Raw genomic sequence first — 26134 nt, forward strand, 5'->3', positions numbered from 1 at the left:
ATTCAAAATGAAAAAATTCACCTCTGTAAGTGATGTTGAAGACTTACAGGAAATTATAAAAAAAGCGTTAAAAATTAAAGAAAACCCTCTTTCGGAAACCGAGAAAGGGAAAGGAAAAACAATCGGACTTGTCTTTTTAAATTCAAGTTTAAGAACCCGTTTAAGCAGCCAGATTGCGGCACAAAATCTAGGATTAAATGTATTGACTTTAAATGCTGCTCAGGAAGCATGGAATTTAGAATTTGCAGATGGTGCTGTTATGAACGGCGATACTGTCGAACATATTAAAGATGCTATTGAAGTATTGAATCAATATTGTGACATCATTGCGGTTCGTTGTTTTGCAGGAATGAAAAGCAAGGAAGATGATGTTAATGAAAGTATTCTAAGTCAGTTCGAACAATATGCAAAAGTTCCGGTTATTTCTTTGGAATCGGCAACACGTCATCCTTTGCAAAGTTTGGCAGATTGTATTACGATTACAGAAAACTGGAAGGAAGAGCGTAAGCCGAAAGTGGTTTTAACTTGGGCTCCACATATCAAACCAATTGCTCATGCGGTTGGAAACTCTTTCGCAGAGTGGATGCAGGAAATGGATGTAGATTTAGTGATCACCAATCCAGAAGGCTATGATTTAGACAAAAACTTTACAAAAAACGTGAAAGTAATCCATAATCAGGATGAAGCGTTGAAAGATGCAGATTTTATTTATGTGAAAAACTGGTCGTCTTTTGATGACTATGCAGCAATGCCTGAAGTGAAAGAAAACTGGATGCTAACAAACGAAAAACTGGAAAATACCAATCAGGCAAAAGTAATGCACTGTCTTCCGGTTCGTCGAAATGTGGAATTGAGTGATGAAGTAATGGATGGCGGAAATTCTATCATTTATCAACAGGCAAAAAATCGAATTTTCTCAGCACAAGCAGTTTTTTCTGAAATTTTAGATGAAATTAATTCAAAATAATGAAATCATGCAGGAAAAGCTTTTCGTCATAAAAATAGGAGGTGCTTTAATTGATGATGATGAATTATTAGAACAATTTTTAGAGCAGTTTGCTGAGATTCAGGAAAAGAAAATTCTTGTTCATGGCGGTGGGAAATTAGCCACGACTTTAGCAGATAAACTGGGAATTGAACAGAAATTGGTCGATGGTCGAAGAATCACGGATAAAGAGACTCTGGATATTGTAGCAATGGTCTATGCAGGAGGAATCAATAAAAATATTGTGGCCAAACTTCAGCAGAAAAAATGCAAGGCAATTGGATTTTCAGGTGCTGATGCCAATCTGATTAAAGCGACAAAAAGAGAAGATGAGGACATCGATTTTGGATTTGTGGGAGATATCACTGAGAAAAGTATCAATAAAAAAATCATCTCAAAGCTGCTTAAACTTGAATTGGTTCCTGTGTTTTCAGCGATTACTCACGATAAAAAAGGACATCTTTTCAATACCAATGCGGATACAATTGCTTCGGTAATTGCGCAGGCTTTATCAGTGAAATATGATGTGGAATTATTGTATTGTTTTGATAAAGAAGGTGTTTTGGAAGATGTTGATAATCCAGAATCTGTTATTAAAAACATTTCAGAAGAAGAATTTTCAACCTTAAAAGATGAAGGGAAACTTCATAAAGGAATTCTTCCCAAACTGGAAAATGCCCTTGGAGCGGTAAAAAATAATGTAAATAAGGTATTCTTAATTAAAGAAACCGAACTTAAAAACCATATAGAACATCATCATGCAGGAACTGAAATCTGTTTATAGTAAAGAAGAATTACTGAATAATGCAGTGAATTTGTTGAAAAAACTGATTGAAATTCCGTCATTCAGCAAAGATGAATTTAATACGTCTGTGGAAATTGAAAATTTTTTCAAAAAACATCAGGTTCCTACCAAACGTTTTAAAAATAACATCTGGGCGGTGAACAAAAATTTTGATGTTTTCAAACCTTCGATTTTACTGAATACACACCATGATACGGTAAAACCGAATAAAGCATATACATTGGATCCGTTTTTACCGATTGAAAAAGACGGAAAATTATTCGGGTTGGGAAGTAATGATGCAGGAGCTTCTTTGGTTTCGATGGCGCAGGTTTTTTTACATTTTTATGAGAAAGAAGATTTACAATATAATTTAGTTATTGCTTTGACGGCAGAGGAGGAGATTTCAGGATTTGATGGGATTGAAGCTTTATTTCCGCAGCTTCCGAATGTGGAGCTCGCCATTGTAGGAGAACCAACGCAGATGAATCTGGCGATTGCGGAAAAAGGACTTTTGGTTATTGACGGGGAAATGAAAGGAACTCCTTCTCACGCCGCTCATCCGAACAACGATAACTCGATTGTAAAATGTATGGAAGATTTGCAGAATATCCTAAACTTCAAATTTCCAAAAGTTTCGGATTATTTGGGTGAGGTTAAAGTTACGCTGTCAGGAATTCATGCCGGAGTTCAGCATAATGTCGTTCCGGAATCATGTACTTTTACTTTGGATGTAAGAGTTACGGACGAATATTCCAATAAAGAAGCGTTTGAAATCATCCAGTCACAGATGAAATCAACTTTAACGGCAAGGTCTTTCAGGTTAAATTCTTCAAAAATTGAAATGGATCATCCTTTTGTACAGGCAGGTTTGGAAATTGGCAGAACGAGTTATGGTTCACCAACTTCATCCGATCAGGCAATTATTCCTTGTACATCGGTAAAAATCGGTCCAGGAGATAGTAGGCGCTCTCACACCGCGGATGAATTTATTTTCATCGAAGAAATTGCGGAGGGAATTGAGATTTATATTAAGATTCTGGAGAAAGTTTTATAGGTTGGAAAAGGGATGATGGAGATTTGTAAATTTTTTATTTGAAAATCAATTTCCATAATGAGTACTTCGCATTGTCATTCAGAACGGAACGTAGTGGAGTGAAGAATCTTTTAAGCATAAAAATAGATTTCTCCTTCGTCGAAATGACAAAACAAAATCAAATTAATAAAGGAAGATAAAGCGGTTGGTAGTAAACTTCCATCACCCAGCTTCCATCAAAAAAAGAATTTTATGAAAAAAATATGGCAGAAAGACGATAATGCCACCAATATATTAGTCAATAATTTTACAGTAGGGAAAGATCTTGACTTTGATGAGCGTTTAGCAAAATACGATGTAAAAGGCTCGATGGCACATTGTAAAATGTTAGCAGAAGTTGGAATCATTTCCAATGAAGAATCGAAGCAGATGTTGTCTGTTTTGGAAGAGATTTTAAAAGATATAGAGAACGGAACTTTTGAAATTGATAAAAATGCGGAAGATATTCATTCGCAGGTTGAATCTATTTTGATTGAGAAATTAGGTGATACAGGAAAGAAAATTCATACAGCAAGATCTCGTAATGATCAGGTTTTATTAGATATTAAGTTGTATTTGGTAAATGAGATCCGCGAATTGACAGCATTAACGGATGAATTTTTTCAGATATTAATCAAACTGGCGGAACAACATAAAAATGTGTTGCTTCCTGGATATACCCACTTACAAATTGCAATGCCTTCATCGTTTGGATTATGGTTTGGAGCTTATGCAGAAGCGTTGTTGGATGATGTAGAAATGTTGTTTTCAGTAAAAAATATCATTAATAAAAATCCATTGGGCTCTGCGGCGGGTTACGGTTCGTCTTTTCCGATTGATCGTGAGAGTACGACCTACAATTTAGGTTTTCAATCGATGAGTTATAACTCTGTTTACGCTCAAATGACGCGTGGAAAGTCTGAGAAAATGTTGTCGATGGCAATGGCGACGTTGGCGGGAACATTAGGGAAGTTTGCATATGATGTTTGTTTGTATTTAAGCCAGAATTTTGATTTTATCAGTTTTCCTAAAGAATTTACAACGGGAAGCAGCATTATGCCTCACAAGAAAAATCCTGATATTTTCGAGCTGGTTCGTGCGCGTTGCAACAGAATTCAGTCGCTGCCGAATGAGTTTATTTTATTGACAAATAATCTTCCTTCTGGGTATCACCGAGATATGCAGCTGACGAAAGAAATTCTTTTCCCGGCAATTGACTCATTAAAGGAATGTTTGGCGATTTTAAATTATACATTACCCAATATTCAGGTGAAGGATGGAATTCTCGAAGATGAAAAGTACAAATATCTTTTTAGCGTAGAGAAAATTAATGAAGAAGTGAAAAATGGAAGTTCATTCCGTGATGCTTATGTAAAAGTGGGGCAGGAGATTGAAAATAATGCGTTTGATTTTGAAATCGGAAATCTGAATCATACCCATCAAGGAAGTATTGGAAATCTTTGTTTAGATAAAATAGAATATCAGTTTAATAAACTGAAGAATAAATTATTGGGTTGATTTTAAACAAGAGAAATTGTTTAAAACTAATGATGAGATACTTCGACAGGCTCAGCATGACATCTCTAATACTAACTGTTTTTATTAGCGATTCATTTGTAGCGTTGTCATACTGAGCGAAGTCGAAGCCTCTTTAGATTTATAAAGAAAAAGATTTAGTTTAAATAAAATTTAATCCAAATCAATTTTAAACTTAGTAGATTTTTTTACCTCGTGTAGCACGATAGAGCTATGATATTGCCCGATATTAGGAATGTTTGAAATCACGTTGACGGTAAATTCATTATAAGAATTAATGTCTTTAGCGATAATTTTAAGCATATAATCGTATTCGCCGGAAAGACTGGTGACTTCCTGAACTTCATCATGTTGCATGATATTTTTCTCGAAAGTTTCCAATACTTTTTTGGATTGCTCTTTCAGACGGACGTTACAGTAAACGACAATATTCAAACCCAGTTTTTCGCGATTTAAAAGACCTACATATTTCTCAATAATTCCTTGTTTCTCCAGTTGTTTGATGCGCTCATACGTCGGAGTAAAGGTAAGACCTATCTTTTCTGAAATTTCTTTCACCGAATAAGTAGAGTCTTCCTGAATAATACTGAGAATCATCCTGTCTTTTAAATCCATAATAATGATGTTGAATGATAACAAAAATAATATTTAAAAATGAAAATAACTAGTGATTGAGATTTTTTAATTAAAATCAAACTTAGGTTTTGTCAGTTTGTAAAATTGTTGTATCTTTGCACCTAATGAATAACACAGTATTTATATCATTAGAATTACCGGGCGTAGACGCCCTTTACGATATTTATTTATATTAAGCGAAGATATTTTCTTCGCTTTTTTTTTGTAAAAAATTAAAGATAATATGTTTACCATTACAGAACTAAGCACCGAGAGGATCAACAGTATAGTAACAGAAGCATTGGCTTTTGCAAACGGAAAAACCGCTAAAATTGAAGGAGAAGTTTTTTGCTCTAATCTTTTCTTTGAAGACAGTACAAGAACGAAAACAAGTTTTGATATTGCCGAAAGAAAATTAGGCTTACAGGTCGTTCCTTTTGATGCTTCTCACAGCTCTGTAAATAAAGGTGAAAGTCTTTATGATACGGTGAAAACAATTGAAAGTCTGGGAGTAAATCTTGTGGTAATCAGAGATAAGAAAGACCGATATTTTGATGAATTAAAAAATATAAACATTCCTGTCATCAATGGAGGAGATGGAACAGGGAACCACCCGTCTCAATGTATGCTGGATCTGATGACGATTTATCAGGAATTTGGAAAATTTGAAGGCTTAAAAGTAGGAATTGTAGGAGACGTAAAACACAGCAGAGTGGCCAATTCAAATGCAGAAGCATTAAGAAGATTAGGAGCGAAAGTGTATTTTTCAGGACCGGAGCAATGGTTTGATGAAGGCGCTTTAATCAACGGGACATATTTAAATGTAGATGAACTAATTGCTGAGGTGGATGTGTTGATGCTATTAAGAATTCAGCATGAAAGACATGATGCAAAAATGAGTTTCTCCGCTTCAGATTACCATAGAAAATATGGGTTGACTAAAGAAAGAGAACAAGCCATGAAAAAAGAAGGGATCATTATGCATCCTGCTCCAATCAACAGAGGAGTAGAGATTGATACAGACTTAGTGGAATGTGAACGTTCAAGAATTTTCAAACAAATGCAGAACGGGGTTTTCGCAAGAATGGCGATCTTAAAGGAAGCTTTGGAAAAACAAGGGTATACTTTTAAGTAAGAGTAAAGTAAAAAGAGCCAAGTAAAAAGTAAAACATCCACAAAATTCCTCTCCTCTGGAGGGGTGGCAAAAGTTCAAAGAATTTTTTGACGGGGTGGTAAAAAAATTAAATAGAAAGTAAAAGAAAATCTAAATAAAAAAATGAAGAAAAAATTAATACTGGAGTCCGGTGAAGTGTTTCATGGAGAAGGTTTCGGAACAGAATTGGAAACTGCAGGAGAAGTGGTTTTCAATACCGGAATGACAGGGTATCAAGAACTGATTTCTGATCCGTCTTATTGCGGTCAGATTGTTTGTATGACCTATCCGCTTATCGGAAATTATGGGATTAATAGAGATGACTATGAGAGTATAGAGCCGGCTATCAAAGGACTTATCGTAAAAGAGCTTTGTGATTTGCCTTCAAATTTCCGTACTCAGATTACTTTAGATGAATTATTTAAAAAGAAAAACCTTTCAGGAATTTCAGGAATCGATACAAGAAGACTGACAAGAATTCTTCGTAATTCCGGAGTAGTGAAAGGAAAAATCGTAAACGCTGATGCTGATGAAAGCACAGTGGTTGCAGAATTAAAATCAACAAATTTTCCTACAAACCAGGTAGAGCAGGTTTCTACAAAGACGCCTTACGCAAATCCGGGAAGAGGTTTAAAAGTAGTATTGGTGGATTTTGGTTCTAAATTAGGAATTATCAGAGAATTGTCCCAAAGAAACTGCGACATTACAGTAGTTTCTCAGGATGTAACAGCAGAAGAAATTTTGCTGATGGATCCGGACGGAGTAATGTTATCAAACGGTCCTGGAGATCCTGAAGATAACCAACACGCTTTAGAAATGATTAATGGAATTCTAGGAAAAGTTCCAATTTTTGGAATTTGTTTAGGACACCAGTTAATTGGTTTGGCTTGTGGAGCTAAAACTTTCAAATTAAAATTCGGACACAGAGGAGGAAATCACCCGGTGTTGGATTTAGAGAAAAACAAAGTGGCTATCACTTCTCAAAACCACGGTTATGCGGTTGATCAGGAAAGTTTGAAAAATACAGATTTAATTGAAACGCACATCGCACTGAACGACAGAACAAACGAAGGTCTGAAACACAAAATTCACCCTTGTTTCTCAGTTCAGTATCACCCGGAAGCTAGCCCAGGTCCGGAAGATGCGAACTACTTATTTGATGAGTTCATTGAATTGATGGAAAACTTCAAAAAGTAAAACACCGGAGTTGTCATTCTGAACGAAGCAAATGCAAAGTGAAGAATCTCAATAATTAAAAAGAGATTTCTCAATTCTTCGGAAAGACAATGTGTAAAAATTAAATCTAAATAAAAAACAGTGCTAAAAGCTTAACATCTAACTTCTAGCATCTAACATCTAACTTAGAAATGGCAAAACGTACAGATATAAAAACAATTTTAGTAATCGGTTCAGGACCTATCATCATTGGTCAGGCGGCGGAATTTGATTACGCAGGAACGCAGGCTTGTTTGTCTTTGAGAGAAGAAGGCTACAAGGTAATTTTGATCAACTCAAACCCTGCAACGATTATGACGGATGTTGAAATCGCAGATAAAGTATATATCGAGCCGATTTCACTTCAGTTTGTAAGTCACATCATCAGAAAAGAGCGCCCGGATGCGCTTTTACCGACTTTGGGAGGTCAAACTGGTCTGAATATGGCGGTAGAATTGGAAAAATCAGGAATTCTTGAAGAATGCAAAGTGGAAGTGTTAGGAACAAAACTTTCAGCGATCAACAGAGCGGAAGACAGAGATTTGTTCCGTGAATTGATGAGAGAACTGAACGAGCCGGTTCCGGAATCTGATATCGTAAATACGGTAGAAGGAGCCTTAAACTTTGCTGACGAAATCGGTTATCCTGTAATTGTTCGTCCTGCCTTCACAATGGGGGGGACAGGAGGAGGTATCGCTTCCAACGAAACTGAATTGAAGGAGATTGCTGAATTAGGATTAAAACACAGTCCTGTAACTCAGTGTTTGATCGAAAAATCGATCGCAGGTTTCAAAGAGATTGAATACGAAGTAATGCGTGATGCAAACGACAACGCGATTGTGGTTTGTAACATGGAAAATATCGACCCGGTTGGAGTTCACACAGGAGACTCAATCGTTGTGGCGCCTTCTCAGACGCTTTCTGATAGAGAGTATCAGTTGTTGAGAAACGCATCACTAAAAATCATCAGAGCTTTAGGAATTGAAGGAGGATGTAACGTACAGTTGGCGTTAGACCCGCATTCATTCGATTATTATATCATCGAGGTTAACCCGAGAGTTTCTCGTTCATCAGCTTTAGCATCAAAAGCAACAGGGTATCCGATTGCTAAGATTGCTGCTAAAATTGCGGTAGGATTGACTCTTGATGAAATCATGAATCCGGTTACAGGAAAAACTTACGCTTGTTTCGAACCAGCGTTGGATTATGTGGTAACTAAATTCCCAAGATTCCCATTCGATAAATTCGAAACGGCGGACAGAAGATTATCAACACAGATGAAAGCAACGGGTGAGGTAATGGCAATCGGAAGAAATTTCGAAGAATCATTACAAAAAGCAATCCGTTCTCTTGAAACAGGAATTAAGCATATCGGTTTAAAAACTAAGCAAGCTGCAGCTTTAACGGCAGAAGAAATCGAAAGAAGAATCAGAGTGTGTGATGACGAAAGATTGTTCATCATCGGTGATGCTTTAAGAAGAGGGTATGATTGGGAACAAATTGTAGAATGGAGCAAAATCGATAAATTCTTCATCTGGAAAATCAAGAAATTGATTGATTTCGAAAAAGTGATTGCTGAAAATAAATTCAATAAAGACATTTTATTAGAAGCTAAAAAACTAGGTTTTGCCGATGTAAATATCGCTGTTCTTTGGGATGTAAAAGAGCGTGAAATCTTCAATTTCAGAAAAGAGAATGGAATAATGCCTGTATTTAAAATGGTAGATACTTGTGCTGCAGAATTCGAATCTGAAACCCCATATTTCTACGGGACTTACGAAGAAGAAAACGAAAGTGTTGCTTCAGATAAAGAAAAAATCATCGTTTTAGGTTCAGGTCCGATCAGAATCGGGCAGGGAGTTGAGTTCGATTACGCAACGGTTCACTCGGTTTGGGCAATCAAAGAAATGGGTTACGAAGCGATTATCATCAACAACAACCCAGAAACAGTTTCTACAGACTTCTCTATTTCAGATAAATTATACTTCGAGCCTTTAACGGAAGAAGATGTAATGAACATCATCGAGCTTGAAAAACCAAAAGGAGTTGTTGTACAGTTCGGAGGACAGACAGCAATCAACCTTGCAGATAAACTAGCTTCTCACGGAGTGCAGATTTTAGGAACTTCTCTGGAAGATTTGGATAGAGCTGAAAACAGAGATAAGTTCGAAAAAGCGCTTCAGGAAATGGGAATTCCTCAACCTCTAGGAAAAACTTCGACTTCAAAAGAAGAAGCGATAAAAATTGCCAACGAAATCGGTTATCCGGTATTGGTTCGTCCAAGCTACGTGTTGGGAGGTAGAGCAATGGAAATTGTTTATACTGAAGCAGAATTGGCTCACTATATGGAGTTTGCGGTAGATGCAAGTCCGGAACACCCGGTTTTGGTCGATAGATATATGGTAGGGAAAGAGATCGAGGTTGATGCCATTTGCGACGGAGAAACAGTGGTAATTCCTGGAATTATGGAACACATCGAAAGAGCGGGAGTTCACTCAGGAGACTCAATTGCGGTGTATCCTCCACAGAATATCTCACAAAGTGAAGTTGATACTTTGGTAGATTACACACAAAGACTGGCTAAAGGATTGAATGTTATTGGTCTAATGAATATCCAATACGTTCTTTTCGATGGAAATGTCTATGTAATCGAAGTAAATCCACGTTCATCAAGAACAGTTCCTTTCTTGTCTAAAATCACGGATGTTCCGATGGCAAATCTTGCTACAAAAGCAATTTTAGGTCAGAAACTAACAGATTTAGGATACAAAAACGGTTTGGTTCCAAATAAAGAAGGAGTGTATGTAAAAGTTCCTGTGTTCTCTTTCTCAAAACTAACAAAGGTTGATATCTCTTTAGGCCCAGAAATGAAGTCTACAGGAGAGGTTATGGGTAAAGATACAACGTTGGAAAAAGCACTTTACAAAGGATTAGTTGCAGCAGGAAGAAAAGTTCCGATGCACGGTTCAATCTTGTTCACGGTAGCAGACAAGCACAAGCAGGAAGCTGCTGATTTGGCAGAAAGATTCCATGAAGTTGGATTCAGAATCTGGGCAACAGAAGGAACGGCCAAATTCTTCGAAGAAAAAGGAATTCCTTGCAAAATAGGATACAAAATCGGAGAAGAAAGTGTAAACTTGATCGACCTGATCCAAAAAGGAAAAGTGCAGTATGTTGTTAACACCACTACGAAAGGAAAACAAGCTGAAAGAGACGGTTTCCAGATCAGAAGAATGAGTGTTGAAAACGGTGTTCCTTGTTTAACATCAATGGATACGGTGGAAGCGATCTTAAAAGTAATCGAAAGCATGAGTTTCAAAATGGAAACGATGTAGACTGTTTTTTGTGAAAAGTAAAAAAAGCCTTTCTAAAGTGATATTTGGAAAGGCTTTTATAAAAATAATACATTTGAAAAAATTAAAAATGAAATATCTTTATATTGTAGTACTTTGCATATTTTTTAGTAGTTGTAGTAATGATAGTGACAATGAGAATCTTCAAGCTATTAATGGTAATGAAAAGTTACAAAAATTGACAATTATTGACGAAGATTTAGAAAATGGTGTTTATAGTTTTCATGAGAAACTAGATCTTACTTTCGGATATAATCAAAATAAATTAGTAACAGTAATCGACTCAGGAGGAAAATATAATGAAACTTTAAGTTATGTAAATGGGAATCTTAAAAATATTACTATTACTGGAATTGATTTTCCTGGTCTTGATAATAATTTTCCTTTAAATATTGTTAGAGACTTGTTTTATGATAGTTCTAATAGGTTAATTAAAGCTGTTAATCCTACAATTGATATTTATGGACAAACACAAGAAAAACATTATGAGTACCCTTCAAATAATTTGATAATTGTTAAAGATTTTTTAATAACCTCATCTGGAAATCAAATTTTACAACAACAAACTAAAATTTATTTCACCAATCAAAATGTTGAAAAAATTGAACTTTTTAATAATACTTCAGCAACTCCATATAGAAATATGAAGTTTGAATATGATAGTAAAATTAATCCAAATACAAGGGTAGATTTTAATAGGATTTTAGCTCTCCCTGAAAAATCCTACACGGTAAATATTATACAGAACTATTCTCAATTGTCAAAAAATAATGTTTTGAAAATTATTAATAATGATATTTATGGAGCAACAGAATATCAAACATTTTTAAATGAAATAAACTATATTTATGACTCTGCTACTAATTTACCGATTACGCAATCATTTAAAATATTAGACGTATCTAATAATATTGGATATAAAATTACTGGGAGTTATTCGTTTTAAAACCTTACCATTTTACTTAAAAGAACATTTTGGTAACAATCTTAAAAATAATCGAAAGCATGAGTTTCAAATTGGGAATGATGTAATTTTCGGATTAAAAATAAAAAAACGCACCTTTTTTAAGGTGCGTTTTTTTGTTTTATGTTGTTGAAAAAATATTGAACTTATTAATTTTTAACTGAAGCTGAATACTTGAAGTTAAAAAATTATTGCAAAAGAGCCCAAATGCCAACTCCAATACTGGCATAAGCAACAACGGTAATAATATCAGCGATAGGCTGTGAAAAGCGTTTTTCAGCAATTCTCTCGGCATTGATCTGATTCTTGTGGAATTTCAGAATTTTTTTAGGATTATGAACTGGATGTGCGACCAGACTGTCACTTTCCCATTTGTCAACTATTACTTTATAGGTTCTACCATCAACGTCAATTCTAACGTTTTTATTAGGGGAAAGTTTCTCCTGAATATTGATAGGTGCTGGTTGCGAATTCAGATTTGGGGATCCAGCTGTTGTATTTTTCGTTGCAGGAGTATTATTAGAAAGAGCTACACCCTTCTTAGATTCTTGTTTACTATCGATTGTTGGAGTCGCTGGCTTTTTAACCTGATAAGTATAGCAACTCACAAGAGAAAATAATAAAATGAGAAGATAAATATTCTTTTGCATGGGCCAAATTTAAGAATTAAACGGAATATTCAGCATTTTCTTTTGAAAGATTCAGTATTTTAAAAATTTATTCATGTTGAAAAAAGTAATCCATATTGGTTTCTAAAAATCTGAAACATATTAATTTTAGATCTTTTTAAAAATTATTATTTTAATTTGTTGATTTTGTGATATTTATTTATATTTAAATTACATAAATGCATAAAATATGTCAACACAAAATTTCTCCTATACTTTCACCACTTCAAAACCGACGAATGAAGTTTTCAACATTTTAATCAATCCTAAACAATGGTGGATGGGTTTACACGATGAAATAATCACCGGAAAATCGGAACAGCCCAACGATGTGTTTATTTTTGATGCCGGAAACGGAGTTCATCATACTGAGCAAAAACTGATAGAAGTTATTCCTGATCAAAAGATAGTTTGGGAAGTTACAGACAGTAATCTGACTTTTGCCAATAAGACCGATGAATGGACGGGAACGAAAATTGGTTTTGATATTTCTCCAGAAGATAATAATACAAGAGTTGTTTTTACTCATGATGGTTTAACTCCGGAATTCGAATGTTATGGTGGCTGCTCAAGTGCGTGGACTCAGTACTTGGAAAAACTCGAAAAAGAATTGAATTAAAAAGTATTTTTGAGTAATAAAAACTAATAATTTAGAGTATCATCAAATCAAAAAATTCATGACGGAATATAAAGTAAAATCGAGCAATTCTTTAGTTTTCGAATTAACCGAAAACGAATCAGTCATCGGGAATTTAAAGTATAAAAGTTGGTTTAGATTCAGTGCTGAATTTGACATTTTAAATTCAAAATATCAGATTGAGCCGAAAGGTTTTTGGGGAACCACCATTGAGCTTAAAGAAGGGGAAAAAGTGCTTTTGAAATTCAGAATGAACTGGGGCGGAGAAATTGTGATTCAGACCTATTTTAATGAAATTAAAAAGGGATATCTTTTTAAGCATAGAGGTATTTTTAAAGACTCATTTGTTCTTACGGACGAAGGAGGAACTGAACTTTTAGTGATGAAACCGGATTTGAAATGGCACACTATGAATTATGGATATCAAATTGCAACCTCTGATACTTTCGATACTTTTACCAACAAAGAGATATTGCTGATGACTTCCTTACATTGTGCGAATTTTTATATGTCGATGATGATGGCGGGAATGTAAATGAATCGCATTAAATGAACAGATTAATGGCTATAATTTTTTAAACAAACACAAAATGTATATCTTTAGCTATTAATTCATAATAAAAACACCAAATGACGAAACATCAGGAAAGAGTTGCTGAGGTCTATCATTTTTTTGACAACAAGGACACTGTTCTAGGATTCAGAAAATTGCTGGATTGTGCCATGGATACTCAGAATATGGAAATTTACAAAGAAGCCATTGAGTTAACCGACTGGAAGGAACAATACCCAACTTACACCGAAGACTTGATTGAAAAATCAAAAATTCTTCTTCAAAAAATCGAAAAAATCCCGGTGAAGGAACATTCATTGGAAAAATCCGTACTGCGTGCAAGAAATATTTTAAAATCTTACGGAAGCAATCGTTTTTCTTTAGGACCTGTTTCCATGGAGATTAATAAAGGTCAGGTCTATGGATTGGTAGGAGAGAACGGGAACGGGAAAACAACTCTTTTAAGAATTTTAGCCAAAGAAATTTCTTATAATGAAGGGGATCTACATTATTCTTTTATCACAGAACCCAAAGATGAGTATGATCTTCGTACAAAACTCGTATATATTCCACAGCGAACTGCAAAATGGTATGGAAGCCTAAAGGATAATTTAAAATTTGTTCTGGCAAATTATGGAGTGAAGCCCGAAGAAAATGAAACGAGAACCTTAATGATGATTGCACGCCTCGGGCTTTGGAATTACAAACATCTGAAGTGGAGCGAGCTTTCTTCCGGGTATAAAATGCGTTTTGAACTGGCAAGAACCCTTCTAAGAAAACCTGAAATTCTGTTGCTGGATGAGCCTTTGGCAAATCTTGATGTATTGGCGCAGCAGGTAATTCTGGAAGATCTGAAATCAATTGCCAATTCAGTCAACAATCCGATTGCTTTAATTTTAAGCTCACAGCAGTTGTACGAAGTGGAAAAAGTCTCAGATAAGGTGATTTTCCTTAAAAACGGACAATATAAAGACAATTCTGAATTAAAAGATGCGGAGAATGATACTTTGATCATAGAAATCGATACTCCGAATTCCAGAGAAGAATTATTGGAAGTTTTCAACAATTTCAATTTGGAAAAACTCAATTTCAACGGAGGAGTTTATGTAGCCTATTTTTCGGCAGAAACTGAATTCTATGAGGTAATGGCTGCTCTTGGAAATGCCAAAGCAGAAATTGTGTATATCCGTAATATTTCATCTTCCACAAGAAGGTTCTTTGTAAGCTAAATTCTTTTAATTCTGACAAAAAATGCAAAAAATATATAAATTCAATCAATATGTACTCGAAAAATATCCTACCGTCTGGAACACTAAAATTATCTGGATGCTTTTGGCGAGTATTGTCGTTCATATTTTGTTCTTTATCATTGGGTATCTTTCCCATGTGAATCCTGTCTCGCTTCAGAAATTTGAGGTAAAAGACGATTATTTCAGAGACGGAATGATTTTCATTCATTTGATCATCTCCATTCTAATGATGGTAGGCTGGCTGATTATGATGTTTAAAAACAATGCGTTCAAAAACTTTTATCCTTCCTCAAAAAGTAAATTGTTTTTACAGTTTGTACAGTATTTTATCATTATTTTTTCGTGTACAACATTCTATTTTTCTTATATGACGGGTTTTAAGATGTTTATTAAAAATAAATATCCCGATAAAGAAATGATTGGAAACATTGATGTCATTAATAAAGCAATGCCGTTTGTTTCTCAGGAACTGAATGGGTATACTTTAGACAACCGAAAATATCCGAAACTATTTAATGATCTTTATTGTGAAACGAATATCAATGAAATAGACAGAAATAAGAAATATTTTGTGTATTACAATAAAGTGTATCAGTTTTACTCATTATTTTCTAAGGTATCTTATAAAAAAGATAAAAACAATAATTATATGTTCCCTGAAAAAGTGAATAGAAACTTATTGGCTTTTTCGGAAAATAAGGATAATTGCGAGGTGTTTTATTTCAAAAAAGAGGTGGTAGATGCTTCGTCCTACATTAGGACAACAGGCTTAAGTTATTATAATTTTTCAGATGTTTTTTATGATAATACGTTGAATTCCGTACCGGATTATTCAAGAAATGTATATCATGAAATAACGATTGAAGAAGATGCTAAAAATTACCAAAACAAAAGAGCTTTTGAAGTCAATAAAAACGTAGTAGAACTTTTAGACAAGAAAAATCCGGTTGAAGTGGAGAAACTTTTAAGCCAATTTTTAAAAATTTCAAAAGAACTCGGAATTAAAAATAATTTAGAAGCCAAAGAATGGACAAAAATGATTGCCTCTCCTCAAAACCCAAATTTTGAAGTCAGGTATTTCATCAGAAAATTTGAGAAAACAAGTGAAGGTGACGATCTTCCGGCGGAAGCGGGTTATGCAGACGCTGTAATAGATTCCACTGCAGTGGTGGCAGATAACGGAACCATTGTAAATGATACGGTTACCATAAAAACATTTAATCCTGAAATAAATAAAGAAATTTCTCCGGAGCAGTTTTATAAAAACAACCTTACAGATTACTATTATTATACGGATAATCTTAAAGATGTCCTTACCAATGTGGATACGATGAAGTCTTATGATTTCTTTTCAGAAAACATTCATATTTATATTTGGATTGCGTTTTTTCTCTCCACATTTATTCTCAGTTTTAGAATTACCGGGCTTAAATCTCTTTTGTTCAGCTTAATTACAGCAGGAGTATTGACTTTGGCAGTAACTTTACTTACGGTGTTATATTCTGTAATGGTAGGAGGAAGAGAAGAGTTTTTTGCGGTCTATTTCCTGCTAATTCTCTCTTTGTTTATTTTGGCGGTTCCTATTTTTAAAATGAATACATTCAATAAACTGATCACTTCAATCTTTGTTAATATATCCATGAACGGATTTGTATTGTTTGTTCTTTTATTGTTCGGAATTATTTCACTGCATCAAAGAACAGCTTGTCGAAATACCTATGAAGACTGCAAAACAATTGTTGAGTATCTGGATTTTAAATTAAGCTATATTATTTTGATTTGTGGTTTCGTATTTATCTATTTATACACTTCCATTCTTCAAAAATGGAAAGCAAGACCCCAATAACTTCTAAAAAAGAAATATATTTAAACCTCGTAAGGAAACTTATGAGGTTTTTAATTGTAAAAAAAATTCTGTGGATATCATTCAAACATTGCTCAATGCAGATCTTTTTCAGGATAAAAAGGTCGTTCAGCGGCATCAGTTCATCAAAACAAAAGGAGAAACGGATACCCATATTTATTTTATAGATAATGGGAGTGTCCGGATTTTCATGATGGATGAAGATGAAGAGAGAACGATCCGTTTTGGATATTCGGGAAATATTATTGTTTCCTTAGATTCGTTTTTATCAGGAAAACCATCCGATTTTTATATCCAAGCCATTAAAAAAACAGAGGTGAGAATCGCTTCAAAAAATGATTTTTACCAATTTATACAATCCAGTGAAGAACATCTTAAACTATGGATTTTGGTATTGGAAGATCTGGTCTTGCAACAGCTTGAGAGAGAAAAAGATTTGCTGATCAATTCTCCACAGGAACGGCTGGAAAGAGTATTGAAAAGAAGTCCGAAACTCTTTCAGGAAATTCCTCAAAAATATATTGCTAACTACTTAAGAATGTCTCCAGAAACTCTTTCAAGGCTTAAAAAATCTTGAGTTCAATCAAGATTTAATCGAGTTTTAAATAAGAAATTTGCATAAAAAACAACAATGAAAATTTCTACCTATCCATTAATCGTTGATTTAAAAAATACCACTCAGGAAAATCTACGGTTTGCAGAAAGCTTACTGCAGAAAACCGATGATATTCTTAATAAAAGGCTGTCAGAAGAAAGTTGGAGCACGCTGGAATGTTTTGAACATCTCAATCGGTATGGAGATTTTTATATTCCTGAGATCAGCCAGAGAATTTCATCTTCCGGGACGTCTTTCAATCAGATTTTCAAACCCGGGATTTTAGGGAATTATTTTGCAAAAAGCATGCTTCCAAAGGAGAAATTAAATACAATGAAAACTTTGAAAAGCATGAATCCTATTCATAGCGAATTAAGTAAAAAAGTGATTCTGGAATTTATCAGACAACAAAATCAGCTATTGGATTTGCTGGAAAAAGCGAAGCATGTAGATATCAACAAAACAAAAACCAGTATAAGTATTTCTAGATTAATTAAACTGAAATTAGGCGATACATTCCGTTTTGTGATTTATCATAATCTGAGACATGTTGAACAGGCAAAAAGAATTTTGAATATGGCCTGATGTACTTTTTTACGCAAAGATTTGTCAATAATCAACTTAATTTTAAGGAGCAAAGGGATTATCAATTTCATTGATTGATGAAGGTTGTCTTTTAAGTGATATTGTTGGCTTTCTTTATGTTTAAGCTTCTGATCAAATTCAATTAAAATTATTTATATTTCAATACTTAGATTTCTGAATTTTATCTAATTTTAATTCAATGGAAATCATACATCGAAAAACCATCCAAACTCCACTCGGAGAAATGTTTGCCTGCGCCGTTGATGAAGGAATATGTCTGTTGGAATTTACAGACAGAAAAAACATGGAAAAGCAGTTCAAAGCTTTAGCAACAGTTTTAAATGCTGAAATTATTGAAAAAGATCATCAACATTTCAACCAGCTGGAAAAAGAATTAACCGAATATTTTGAAGGAAAAAGAGAACGGTTTGAAACTCCTTTATTCATTACCGGTACAGAGTTTCAGAAAAAAGTCTGGCAATTACTGAGAGCAATTCCGATGGGAGAGATAAGAACCTACAAACAGCAGTCGGAATTTCTGGGAAATCCGAAAGCAATTCGTGCTGTTGGAACTGCAAATGGCATCAATAAAATTGCGATTTTAATTCCCTGTCACCGCGTTATTGGCTCCAATGGCGAGCTGGTAGGCTATGCAGGAGGAATCTGGAGAAAGCAAAAATTATTGGAATTGGAGAAGGCTATTCTGTTTTGATTTTGTAATTTTAAACAAAAATTTACACGTGAAGAAGTTACTATTTGCACTTTGCATATCAACATCAGTTTTTAGTTTTGCTCAAGATTATTCTGTACCGGCAGTAAGTCCGCGTCAGAAAGTAGAACAACAGTTTTCAATGTCTAAAATTACGGTGGATTACGGTAGACCGGGAGTAAAAGGTCGTAAAATATTTGGTGACTTGGTGCCTTACGGACAGGTTTGGAGAGCAGGAGCCAACTCATCTACAAAAATTACTTTCGGACAATCAATTAACTTCGGAGGGAAAGTAGTTCCGGCGGGAACATACGGTTTATTTATCGTTCCGACTGAAAAAGAATGGAAAGTTATTCTGAATAAAGATTTCCAGCAGTGGGGAGCTTATACCTACGACCCGAAACAGGATGTGGTAGATGTTGTGGTTCCTGTAAACAAATTGTCGGATAAGCAAGAGTGGTTTGAAATTACTTTAAATCCTATGGATGAAAATACAGGGAATTTAGTCATCAAATGGGATAATTCTCAGGCAGAGGTAAGCTTAAAACCCGCAAAATTGGATGCTGTTATTAAAATTTCAGACAAACTGAAAGAAATTAAAAAGATAGAGTCGGATGCAGCAAAAGCTAAGAGCTAATTCTGGTCTGATTTAAACGTATTACTTACAGATGAAATTTTCTATACAAACCCTTTTAGAAAATCAAGAATATCAATTAATCCCCTTACAGCAAGGGGATTTTGAATCTCTATACGAAGTGGCTTCCGATCCTCAAGTTTGGCAGCAACACCCGAATAAAGACCGTTACCAGCGGGAAATTTTTGAAAACTTTTTTAAAGGAGCCATGGAAAGCAAAGGGGCTTTTAAAATTGTTGAAAAATCGACCGGTGATATTTTGGGAAGCACCCGTTTCTATGATTTTGATGAACATAAAAACAGTATTTTCATAGGCTACACATTTTACGGAACAAAATCCTGGGGAAAAGGGATTAATCCTAAGATCAAAAAACTAATGCTCGATTATATTTTTCAGTTTGTGGACGTAGTCTATTTTCATATCGGAAAAGAGAATTTCCGTTCACAAATTGCTTTAGAAAGAATTGGAGGACGGAGAATTGCGGAACAAGAGGTTGCTTATTTCGGGGAACCGACGAGAACCAATTTTGTCTATGAAATTAAAAAAGAAAACTGGAAATGAAAAAGTATACAATTCAAAAATCCCCGTTTGTAGTTCCTACAACAGACGGAAAATTAATAGAAGAACACTGGGGAAATTCAACTCAGAATTCTAATATCTCAATTGCTCATATGGTGGCACCACCGGATTGGAGTGAACCGCATCAGACTCCCGAATTTGATGAGTTTACGATTATTATTTCGGGCAAAAAGCAGTTTGAAATTGACGGAGAAACCGTTACCTTAGAAAAAGGTCAGAGTATTTTAATTGAAAAAGGAGCAAGAATCCGTTACAGCAATCCGTTTTCTGAACCTTGCGAATATATCGCCATTTGCCTTCCTGCGTTTTCTATGGAATTGGTAAATAGGGAAGAGGAAGGGGTGGATTAGTAAAGTAAATCTGTTTAAAAACTCTTCAAATCGTAATATAATTACTTTAAATTGAAATATATTAAACAGCCTTTTGTCATTCCGAATACAGCAAAGCGAAATGAAGAATCTATCTTAATCATCTTAACTTCTTAAATGAAACTTAATGGTTAAAATAAAATGTAGAGATTCTTCCTAACGTCAGAATGACAAAAGGACTACTTTATTTTTATTTCAGTATTTCTTTCAAAAATAAAAGAGTGTGATTCCATGCTCTTTTGGCCATCACTTCATTATAATCCGGTGATTTTGGATCTGTAAACGTATGTTTGGAATGCGCATACGTGATGATCTGCCAATCTGCATTTCCGTCATTCATTTCCTTAATCAAACCATTGTAGTCTTCCGGAGTTACACTTTTGTCATCGGCAGGGTTTTCAACTAGAATTTTAGTAGAAATAGGTCCGTTTACTCTATCTCTGTCTTTTCCAATGCTTCCGTGAATGGAAACAACTCCTGCAACAGGTAAACTTCCTCTTGCGGACTCCAAAGCTCCTGTGCCGCCAAAACAATATCCTATGATTGCAATTTTATCAGAAACCGCTCCGTTTTTCTTTAATTCTTCCAAAGCCAGAGTGATTCTCTTCTGATAGGCTTCGTAATTTTTCTTGAAATATCCCGAATTTTTCGCTGCAGTATCCATATTCGTCGGAATATTGCCTTCTCCGTAAATATCTGCTATAAAAGCAACATAGCCTTGTTTTTCTAATTCCAGAGCTGCTGTTTTTGCTTCATCGTCAATTCCTTTCCATGCGGGAAGAATCAAAACTCCGGGAAGTTTTTTTCCTGCATTGGAAGTCACTAAACCATTCAGCTTTTGAGAACCATCCTGATAAGAAACCGGTTTAAGATTTTGGCTGAAAACCGTTCCTGAGGTTATTAGAAATGCTGTGAGTAAGATAGATCGTATCATATTTTGTTATTTGATGAAAGTTATTAACACAAATATCACTACTAATAATTGGTAGAATTAGTGAAATTGAGTATTTGCTCTTTCGAAATTAGTAAAAATAAGCAAGAATAACGACTAAAGAATGTTATACTATCTTAAGGTTTATAAAATTGATACTGTTCGTTTTCGTAGTAGGCATTAATATGCTGTAATCCATTGGTTAAAATGATTTCTTTTGCTCCGATAATGGAGTTGTATCTTGCTGTCTGTTCAAACGTTTTTTCTGTTAATTTAATCTGTGGCGCTTTACATTCGATCAAAATTATGGGTTCCGTTTTTTCGGTAATTAAAAGATCAATTCTTTTGGTTAAACCATTCAGAACGATTTTTTTTTCCGTAATCAATGCTGAGGTTGAATACGATTTTACGGTAAGGTAATAATGAATCCAATGCTGGCGAACCCACTCTTCGGGAGTGAGCAAAAGATAGGTCTTTCGAACTAAATCATAAATAAAAAACTTATCTTTGTCTTTCTTGAATTTAAAATCAAAAGTTTCCTGAAAATTCAGTTTGGGAAGTTCCATTTATTAAGATGAAAGAATTAGATTTAATCCTCAAAAATATTAAAAATAAAGAAGTTTTACCTATTTATTTTTTCCACGGAGAAGAACCTTACTTTATAGATCTTGCGGTAAAAGCCCTCGAACACGACTTTTTGAATGAAGACGAAAAAGCTTTCAACCAAACGGTGGTGTACGGAAAAGATACGTCTTATCAGGAAATTCTTTCTTTGGCACGCCAGTTTCCGATGATGGGAGACAAGCAGGTGATTATTGTAAAAGAAGCTCAGGATTTAAAATTAAATGAAGAAGAAAACAGAATTTTAGAAGCGTATGTATCGAATCCTGTTCCGTCTACAGTGCTGGTTTTTGCCCACAAACACAAGAAATTAGACAGCAGGAAAAAAGTAACAAAAGCTCTGGATAAAGCCAATGCATTATTTTTGAGTGAATCGATCAGAGAATCCAATCTTCCGAAATGGATTGCGGACGAATGTACTTCTTTAGGAATAAAAACCGCTCCCAATATTTCTCATCTTTTGGCAGAATACCTTGGAAATGATCTTTCAAGAATTGCTAATGAATTGAATAAACTTAAAATTATTCTTAAAGAAGGTGAAGTGCTGGACGGAACCATTATTGAGAACCATATCGGAATCAGTAAAGAATACAATGTTTTTGAGCTGCAAAAAGCTTTAGGGACAAAAAATGCCAATGCAGCCTTTAAAATTGCCCACTTTATGGGTAAAAATCCAAAAAATAACCCTTTTGTGATGATGTTGGCGAGTTTATATAATTATTTCTCCAATGTTGTTATTTATAATACAATGGCGGGTCAGTCACCACAGGCAATTGCCTCTCAAATGGGGGTGAACCCATACTTTATTAAAGACTACGCGGAATCGGCAAGGCTGTATCCTTTGAAACATGCAACACGAGTGATCTCTATTTTAAGAGAATTCGATATGAAAGGAAAAGGCTTAGGAGCTGTAAATATGAGTGAAGCGGAACTGATTAAGGAACTGGTTTACAAAATTATCAATGTTGATAAAATTAAGATGAAAGTGTAATTTTTGTTGACTGTTGCTGGTTGATTGATTTTAATTTACGATCAACTGACAACCAACAACTATCGAAATTCAACATATCAGATATTGACAACTATCATTAAAATAACTTTAAAATAATAGTAAAAATCCCGAAATTAGCAGACGTTAATTTTATAATCTTTTGAAAAGCAAATTATGGAGCAAAACATTTTAGATTGTGTGATCGTTGGATCTGGACCTTCTGGTTTTACAGCGGCAATTTATGCAGCAAGAGCAGACCTTAAACCTGAATTGTATACAGGTTTGGAGCCGGGCGGACAATTGACTACAACTACGGAGGTGGATAACTTTCCGGGGTACCCAGCGGGAATTACAGGTCCTGAAATGATGATGGATTTGCAAAAACAGGCAGAAAGATTCGACACCAAAGTTCATTACGAAATGATCACAAAAGTTGAATTTTCTAAGGAAGTAGGAGGTATTCACAAATTATATGCAGGTAGCAAAGAGATTTTTGCAAAAACAGTGATTATTTCTACGGGAGCTACTGCTAAATATTTAGGGCTGGATGATGAGAAAAAATACAATGGAGGAGGAGTTTCTGCGTGTGCGACTTGTGATGGATTTTTCTACAGAGGAAAAGATGTAGTCGTAGTAGGAGCAGGAGATACGGCAGCAGAAGAGGCAACTTACCTTGCTAAATTGGTTAATAAAGTAACCATGTTGGTGAGAAAAGATGAATTCAGAGCTTCAAAAGCAATGATTCATAGAGTTGAGAATACACCGAATATCGAAGTGAAATTCCACCATGAGTTAATTGGTATCGAAGGTGAAAATAATCTGGTAGAAAGAGCGGTAGTTATTAATAACCAGACTCAGGAAAAATCTACAGTAGATGTTCATGGAATTTTTATTGCGATTGGTCACAAGCCGAATACAGATATTTTTGCAGGGCAGATCAATTTAGATGAAAACGGATATATCGACACTGAAAAAGGGTCTTCAAAAACCAATCTTCCCGGAGTTTTTGCTGCAGGAGATGTTCAGGATCATATCTACAGACAGGCGATTACAGCAGCAGGAAGTGGTTGTATGGCAGCGATGGATGCTGAAAAGTATTTGGCAGAATTGCATTAATATACAATTAGTTTTTACAACATATAAAACGCATCTTTCAGGATGCGTTTTTATTTTTCAGCCTTAAATTTTCTTGTATCCTTCATAGTTTATGAAAATAATAGGTTTGATTTCTAATGTATTATTAAGTTTTGTGAAAATTTGTCCGGAAAATATTTTGTCATAATTAAAAAACATTCTATATTTGCACCACTGAAAACAACGATAGAATCGTAGTTTATGGAGAGTTGGCAGAGTGGTCGATTGCGGCAGTCTTGAAAACTGTTGACTGTAACAGGTCCGGGGGTTCGAATCCCTCACTCTCCGCTGAGAGGGTCTTTTTCCAAAAGACTCTCTTTTTTTTTTGTATATGAGCAATCCTTTCTCTTTCATTTTCAAATGATTATGTGATAAAAAGTCCAGCTTTGTGGGTGTTCGATAGATACCTTTTTCATAGTAGAGATTGCTGTCGAACACCAAGTTCACAAATTCCCTTTTTTGTAATGTATCTGCTGAATCATAAAGTGTAAATTCTGTTTAAACTGACCAGTCTATTCCGAAGTAAATTGACCATAGTAAAATAAGTCAAAAGAACTGATCTAAAGAATGGTTTAAAAATACAAAATTATGGTGTTATTATTTCTTTTTTAGATTCCCCTTTAAGTTCTATTCTTAAGGCATTATGTACCATTCTGTCCAGTATGGCGTCTGCAATAGTCTGCTCACCAATGACCTCATGCCAAGCACTTACCGGTAATTGGGAGGCGATGATCGTAGAACGCTTTCCGTGTCTGTCTTCAATGATTTCCATAAAATCATTCCTTTTATTATTATCCAGAGGTTGTAATCCAAAATCATCCAGTATAAGAAGATCCTGTTTTTCTATACGGTCAATCTCCTTGAGGTAGGAACCATCTCCCTTTGCCATTTTCAATCTGGAAAATAGTTTATTAATACTGAAGTAGGTGGATGTTCCAAAACATCCACCTTTAAGATACGATAAAGTTTATTCTGATTGTATCCGTTTTCTGGAGACTATAATATTTACTCTTTAGTTATAGTTCGAAGGGCTAAAATTACATTTTTTCATTTGTATATTATGATTAAAATTAGTTGATAAAAGCTCACCGTTTTTCAAATAAATCATGAGCAAAAGTTCCATGTAATTTATTATGGGTAACAGTTACCTATTTCATCACTGTTTTATTAATTAATAGCTTTTGAAATTCCTTTCCAATAAATGGATTAATGATATGTTGGAAACTTTTTTGTAAAGTAAAAACAGTAATTGTTGCATCAGATTCAGGAGAATAAATAACATCAGTTCCCCACCACCCTCCGTGATAATATGCATTAAACCCCATATCAAAGTGGTAAAGTCCTAAACAGTATTTGGATTGATCTGACGGTAAAACGTAGGTGTGCATAGCTTCCAAGATCTGCTTATCCTCAATAATTTTTCCATCAAATAGGTATTGGAAAAACAGGGCTGATTCTTTTGCCGTCGCGGCAATTCCACCACCACCATATAAGTCCCAGGAAGGATTAATATCATACGAATCCCATTTATACTTGCTGGCATATTGATGGGCAAGAGCTAAGGTGTTTGTAGGATAATGTTCCAAATCAATAAACCATGTTTTGGTTAGATGTAGCCTTTTGTATTTCAATAAATCTCGAATTGCTGTATAAAAGGGCTTATCTGTTGTTTGCTCAATAATTTCGGCTAGGAGTAAGTAATTTATATCTGCGTAACTAAACTTTTTACCTACAGGCTGAGGACTTCCAATTTCAATTGATCTCTTGATTTGTTCCTCTTTTGTCCATTTGTATTTAGGATGTTGATTTACAAATTCAAAATAATCTTCGTTCACATAATCCTGAATTCCAGATGTATGAGACAATAAATGCTTTATGGTAATTGTGTCCAAATTATAACCATCTTTTTCGAATAATTGTCGCGTTTTCTCTGTTAATAAATTTTTTATCGGCTGTTCCATGGTTATTTTACCTCTTTCAACCAATCTCAATATGGTAGCGGCTACATAAGGTTTGGTATTGCTTGCTATCAGAACAGGTTGTTGGGCATTTAATAGTTCATTTGTTTTGGTATTGGCAATTCCTTTCGCATAACTCCATGAAATATTTTGTTTTGGAGACTCAACATGAACAATAATGCCAACAGCGTCTTTATTATTATTGTATATTGAATCAACTTTATTCTTAAAAATTGTCTGCAATTGAGCAGATACTATCAATGGAATACACAATGTATTTACTAGTAATATTTTTTTCATTTGTTATTTTGAATACTGACTTAAAGCTATCGATTAAGGAATTGGAGCATATTGTATGAAGTTAACAGTTAATTTG

25 protein-coding genes, 1 tRNA gene and 1 pseudogene are annotated in these 26134 nt (G+C 34.7%); 21 read left to right on the forward strand and 6 right to left on the reverse strand.

Going from position 1 to position 26134, the window contains the following annotated elements:
• Window positions 1-7: 7 nt before the first annotated feature.
• The 4 genes from LV842_RS10185 to argH all read left to right on the forward strand — a co-directional run bounded on the left by LV842_RS10185 (window position 8) and on the right by argH (window position 4362).
• Complete coding sequence (locus tag LV842_RS10185) at window positions 8-967, forward strand: N-acetylornithine carbamoyltransferase (protein WP_233111339.1); 960 nt, start codon at window positions 8-10, stop codon at window positions 965-967.
• A complete protein-coding gene (gene argB, locus LV842_RS10190) occupies window positions 948-1769 on the forward strand; it encodes an acetylglutamate kinase (RefSeq protein WP_394801209.1) in 822 nt (273 codons plus the stop codon). Before LV842_RS10185 ends, argB begins: the two co-directional genes overlap by 20 nt.
• Window positions 1744-2826 carry a M20 family metallo-hydrolase gene (locus LV842_RS10195; RefSeq protein ID WP_233111340.1) on the forward strand — a complete coding sequence of 361 codons (1083 nt, stop codon included), beginning with the start codon at window positions 1744-1746 and terminating at the stop codon, window positions 2824-2826. The genes argB and LV842_RS10195 overlap by 26 nt, the downstream gene beginning before the upstream one ends.
• Before the next feature lie 231 nt (window positions 2827-3057).
• Complete coding sequence (argH, locus tag LV842_RS10200) at window positions 3058-4362, forward strand: argininosuccinate lyase (protein WP_233111341.1); 1305 nt, start codon at window positions 3058-3060, stop codon at window positions 4360-4362.
• A 171-nt stretch (window positions 4363-4533) separates the two neighbouring features.
• Here the strand turns inward: argH and LV842_RS10205 are convergent, their stop codons facing one another.
• Entirely contained in the window at window positions 4534-4995 is a 462-nt protein-coding gene (locus LV842_RS10205; RefSeq protein ID WP_233111342.1) for an Lrp/AsnC family transcriptional regulator, read from the reverse strand.
• A gap of 244 nt (window positions 4996-5239) precedes the next feature.
• On the opposite strand from LV842_RS10205, the gene LV842_RS10210 reads away from it, so the two are divergent.
• The 4 genes from LV842_RS10210 to LV842_RS10225 all read left to right on the forward strand — a co-directional run bounded on the left by LV842_RS10210 (window position 5240) and on the right by LV842_RS10225 (window position 11662).
• Window positions 5240-6130, forward strand: a complete 891-nt coding sequence (locus LV842_RS10210; RefSeq protein ID WP_233111343.1) for an aspartate carbamoyltransferase catalytic subunit — start codon at window positions 5240-5242, stop codon at window positions 6128-6130.
• A 141-nt stretch (window positions 6131-6271) separates the two neighbouring features.
• On the forward strand, window positions 6272-7345 hold the full coding sequence (locus LV842_RS10215; protein WP_233111344.1) for a carbamoyl phosphate synthase small subunit: 1074 nt from the start codon (window positions 6272-6274) through the stop codon (window positions 7343-7345).
• Between the two features lie 170 nt (window positions 7346-7515).
• Window positions 7516-10698, forward strand: coding sequence for a carbamoyl-phosphate synthase large subunit (gene carB / locus LV842_RS10220; protein ID WP_233111345.1), 3183 nt, complete (start codon window positions 7516-7518; stop codon window positions 10696-10698).
• A gap of 10 nt (window positions 10699-10708) precedes the next feature.
• Window positions 10709-11662, forward strand: coding sequence for a hypothetical protein (locus LV842_RS10225; protein WP_233111346.1), 954 nt, complete (start codon window positions 10709-10711; stop codon window positions 11660-11662).
• Between the two features lie 206 nt (window positions 11663-11868).
• Here LV842_RS10225 and LV842_RS10230 read toward each other — a convergent pair whose 3' ends face one another.
• Window positions 11869-12288, reverse strand: a complete 420-nt coding sequence (locus LV842_RS10230) for a hypothetical protein (RefSeq protein ID WP_233111347.1) — start codon at window positions 12286-12288, stop codon at window positions 11869-11871.
• Between the two features lie 250 nt (window positions 12289-12538).
• Here LV842_RS10230 and LV842_RS10235 point away from each other — a divergent pair, with 250 nt between their 5' ends.
• From LV842_RS10235 to LV842_RS10280, 10 genes are all read left to right on the forward strand, one after another.
• Window positions 12539-12967, forward strand: a complete 429-nt coding sequence (locus LV842_RS10235) for an SRPBCC family protein (RefSeq protein WP_233111348.1) — start codon at window positions 12539-12541, stop codon at window positions 12965-12967.
• A gap of 58 nt (window positions 12968-13025) precedes the next feature.
• On the forward strand, window positions 13026-13520 hold the full coding sequence (locus LV842_RS10240) for a hypothetical protein (RefSeq protein WP_233111349.1): 495 nt from the start codon (window positions 13026-13028) through the stop codon (window positions 13518-13520).
• A 95-nt stretch (window positions 13521-13615) separates the two neighbouring features.
• The gene (locus LV842_RS10245; protein ID WP_233111350.1) at window positions 13616-14767 is read left to right on the forward strand and encodes an ABC transporter ATP-binding protein; all 1152 of its coding nucleotides are present in this window, start codon (window positions 13616-13618) and stop codon (window positions 14765-14767) included.
• A 22-nt stretch (window positions 14768-14789) separates the two neighbouring features.
• Window positions 14790-16634, forward strand: a complete 1845-nt coding sequence (locus LV842_RS10250; RefSeq protein ID WP_233111351.1) for a hypothetical protein — start codon at window positions 14790-14792, stop codon at window positions 16632-16634.
• Between the two features lie 70 nt (window positions 16635-16704).
• Window positions 16705-17229 carry a Crp/Fnr family transcriptional regulator gene (locus LV842_RS10255; protein ID WP_233111352.1) on the forward strand — a complete coding sequence of 175 codons (525 nt, stop codon included), beginning with the start codon at window positions 16705-16707 and terminating at the stop codon, window positions 17227-17229.
• Window positions 17230-17283: 54 nt separating this feature from the next.
• Window positions 17284-17832, forward strand: coding sequence for a DinB family protein (locus tag LV842_RS10260; RefSeq protein WP_233111353.1), 549 nt, complete (start codon window positions 17284-17286; stop codon window positions 17830-17832).
• 199 nt (window positions 17833-18031) lie between these two features.
• Window positions 18032-18544 carry a methylated-DNA--[protein]-cysteine S-methyltransferase gene (locus LV842_RS10265; RefSeq protein ID WP_233111354.1) on the forward strand — a complete coding sequence of 171 codons (513 nt, stop codon included), beginning with the start codon at window positions 18032-18034 and terminating at the stop codon, window positions 18542-18544.
• Window positions 18545-18572: 28 nt separating this feature from the next.
• The gene (locus LV842_RS10270) at window positions 18573-19178 is read left to right on the forward strand and encodes a DUF2911 domain-containing protein (protein WP_233111355.1); all 606 of its coding nucleotides are present in this window, start codon (window positions 18573-18575) and stop codon (window positions 19176-19178) included.
• Between the two features lie 31 nt (window positions 19179-19209).
• On the forward strand, window positions 19210-19737 hold the full coding sequence (locus LV842_RS10275; RefSeq protein WP_233111356.1) for a GNAT family N-acetyltransferase: 528 nt from the start codon (window positions 19210-19212) through the stop codon (window positions 19735-19737).
• Complete coding sequence (locus tag LV842_RS10280; RefSeq protein WP_233111357.1) at window positions 19734-20105, forward strand: cupin domain-containing protein; 372 nt, start codon at window positions 19734-19736, stop codon at window positions 20103-20105. Before LV842_RS10275 ends, LV842_RS10280 begins: the two co-directional genes overlap by 4 nt.
• Before the next feature lie 208 nt (window positions 20106-20313).
• Here the strand turns inward: LV842_RS10280 and LV842_RS10285 are convergent, their stop codons facing one another.
• Both LV842_RS10285 and LV842_RS10290 read right to left on the reverse strand, forming a co-directional pair.
• Window positions 20314-21057: a dienelactone hydrolase family protein gene (locus LV842_RS10285; RefSeq protein ID WP_233111358.1), complete on the reverse strand. Its 744-nt coding sequence runs from the start codon at window positions 21055-21057 to the stop codon at window positions 20314-20316.
• 134 nt (window positions 21058-21191) lie between these two features.
• Entirely contained in the window at window positions 21192-21620 is a 429-nt protein-coding gene (locus LV842_RS10290) for a type I restriction enzyme HsdR N-terminal domain-containing protein (protein WP_233111359.1), read from the reverse strand.
• Window positions 21621-21628: 8 nt separating this feature from the next.
• On the opposite strand from LV842_RS10290, the gene holA reads away from it, so the two are divergent.
• From holA to LV842_RS10305, 3 genes are all read left to right on the forward strand, one after another.
• On the forward strand, window positions 21629-22666 hold the full coding sequence (gene holA / locus LV842_RS10295) for a DNA polymerase III subunit delta (protein ID WP_233111360.1): 1038 nt from the start codon (window positions 21629-21631) through the stop codon (window positions 22664-22666).
• Window positions 22667-22840: 174 nt separating this feature from the next.
• Window positions 22841-23782 (forward strand): thioredoxin-disulfide reductase, encoded by a 942-nt coding sequence (gene trxB, locus LV842_RS10300; RefSeq protein WP_233111361.1) that lies wholly within the window; start codon window positions 22841-22843, stop codon window positions 23780-23782.
• Between the two features lie 221 nt (window positions 23783-24003).
• Window positions 24004-24088: transfer RNA gene (locus LV842_RS10305), tRNA-Ser, on the forward strand.
• Window positions 24089-24386: 298 nt separating this feature from the next.
• Here LV842_RS10305 and LV842_RS10310 read toward each other — a convergent pair.
• Window positions 24387-24725 (reverse strand): annotated as a pseudogene (locus tag LV842_RS10310) (ATP-binding protein); the annotation flags it as partial.
• 223 nt (window positions 24726-24948) lie between these two features.
• Entirely contained in the window at window positions 24949-26001 is a 1053-nt protein-coding gene (locus LV842_RS10315; RefSeq protein WP_233111362.1) for a serine hydrolase domain-containing protein, read from the reverse strand.
• Window positions 26002-26134 lie beyond the last annotated feature (133 nt).

Origin of the sequence: Chryseobacterium gwangjuense (genome assembly GCF_021311115.1) — a bacterium.
Lineage (GTDB): Bacteria > Bacteroidota > Bacteroidia > Flavobacteriales > Weeksellaceae > Chryseobacterium > Chryseobacterium gwangjuense.

What these genes read in the sequence shown, in the direction of transcription:
- LV842_RS10185 (WP_233111339.1), top strand. Translation starts at nt 8, where the DNA reads ATGAAAAAATTCACCTCTGTAAGTGATGTTGAAGACTTACAGGAAATT.
- argB (WP_394801209.1), top strand. Translation starts at nt 948, where the DNA reads ATGAAATTAATTCAAAATAATGAAATCATGCAGGAAAAGCTTTTCGTC.
- LV842_RS10195 (WP_233111340.1), top strand. Translation starts at nt 1,744, where the DNA reads ATGCAGGAACTGAAATCTGTTTATAGTAAAGAAGAATTACTGAATAAT.
- argH (WP_233111341.1), top strand. Translation starts at nt 3,058, where the DNA reads ATGAAAAAAATATGGCAGAAAGACGATAATGCCACCAATATATTAGTC.
- LV842_RS10205 (WP_233111342.1), bottom strand. Translation starts at nt 4,995, where the DNA reads ATGGATTTAAAAGACAGGATGATTCTCAGTATTATTCAGGAAGACTCT.
- LV842_RS10210 (WP_233111343.1), top strand. Translation starts at nt 5,240, where the DNA reads ATGTTTACCATTACAGAACTAAGCACCGAGAGGATCAACAGTATAGTA.
- LV842_RS10215 (WP_233111344.1), top strand. Translation starts at nt 6,272, where the DNA reads ATGAAGAAAAAATTAATACTGGAGTCCGGTGAAGTGTTTCATGGAGAA.
- carB (WP_233111345.1), top strand. Translation starts at nt 7,516, where the DNA reads ATGGCAAAACGTACAGATATAAAAACAATTTTAGTAATCGGTTCAGGA.
- LV842_RS10235 (WP_233111348.1), top strand. Translation starts at nt 12,539, where the DNA reads ATGTCAACACAAAATTTCTCCTATACTTTCACCACTTCAAAACCGACG.
- LV842_RS10240 (WP_233111349.1), top strand. Translation starts at nt 13,026, where the DNA reads ATGACGGAATATAAAGTAAAATCGAGCAATTCTTTAGTTTTCGAATTA.
- LV842_RS10245 (WP_233111350.1), top strand. Translation starts at nt 13,616, where the DNA reads ATGACGAAACATCAGGAAAGAGTTGCTGAGGTCTATCATTTTTTTGAC.
- LV842_RS10250 (WP_233111351.1), top strand. Translation starts at nt 14,790, where the DNA reads ATGCAAAAAATATATAAATTCAATCAATATGTACTCGAAAAATATCCT.
- LV842_RS10260 (WP_233111353.1), top strand. Translation starts at nt 17,284, where the DNA reads ATGAAAATTTCTACCTATCCATTAATCGTTGATTTAAAAAATACCACT.
- LV842_RS10265 (WP_233111354.1), top strand. Translation starts at nt 18,032, where the DNA reads ATGGAAATCATACATCGAAAAACCATCCAAACTCCACTCGGAGAAATG.
- LV842_RS10275 (WP_233111356.1), top strand. Translation starts at nt 19,210, where the DNA reads ATGAAATTTTCTATACAAACCCTTTTAGAAAATCAAGAATATCAATTA.
- LV842_RS10280 (WP_233111357.1), top strand. Translation starts at nt 19,734, where the DNA reads ATGAAAAAGTATACAATTCAAAAATCCCCGTTTGTAGTTCCTACAACA.
- LV842_RS10285 (WP_233111358.1), bottom strand. Translation starts at nt 21,057, where the DNA reads ATGATACGATCTATCTTACTCACAGCATTTCTAATAACCTCAGGAACG.
- LV842_RS10290 (WP_233111359.1), bottom strand. Translation starts at nt 21,620, where the DNA reads ATGGAACTTCCCAAACTGAATTTTCAGGAAACTTTTGATTTTAAATTC.
- holA (WP_233111360.1), top strand. Translation starts at nt 21,629, where the DNA reads ATGAAAGAATTAGATTTAATCCTCAAAAATATTAAAAATAAAGAAGTT.
- trxB (WP_233111361.1), top strand. Translation starts at nt 22,841, where the DNA reads ATGGAGCAAAACATTTTAGATTGTGTGATCGTTGGATCTGGACCTTCT.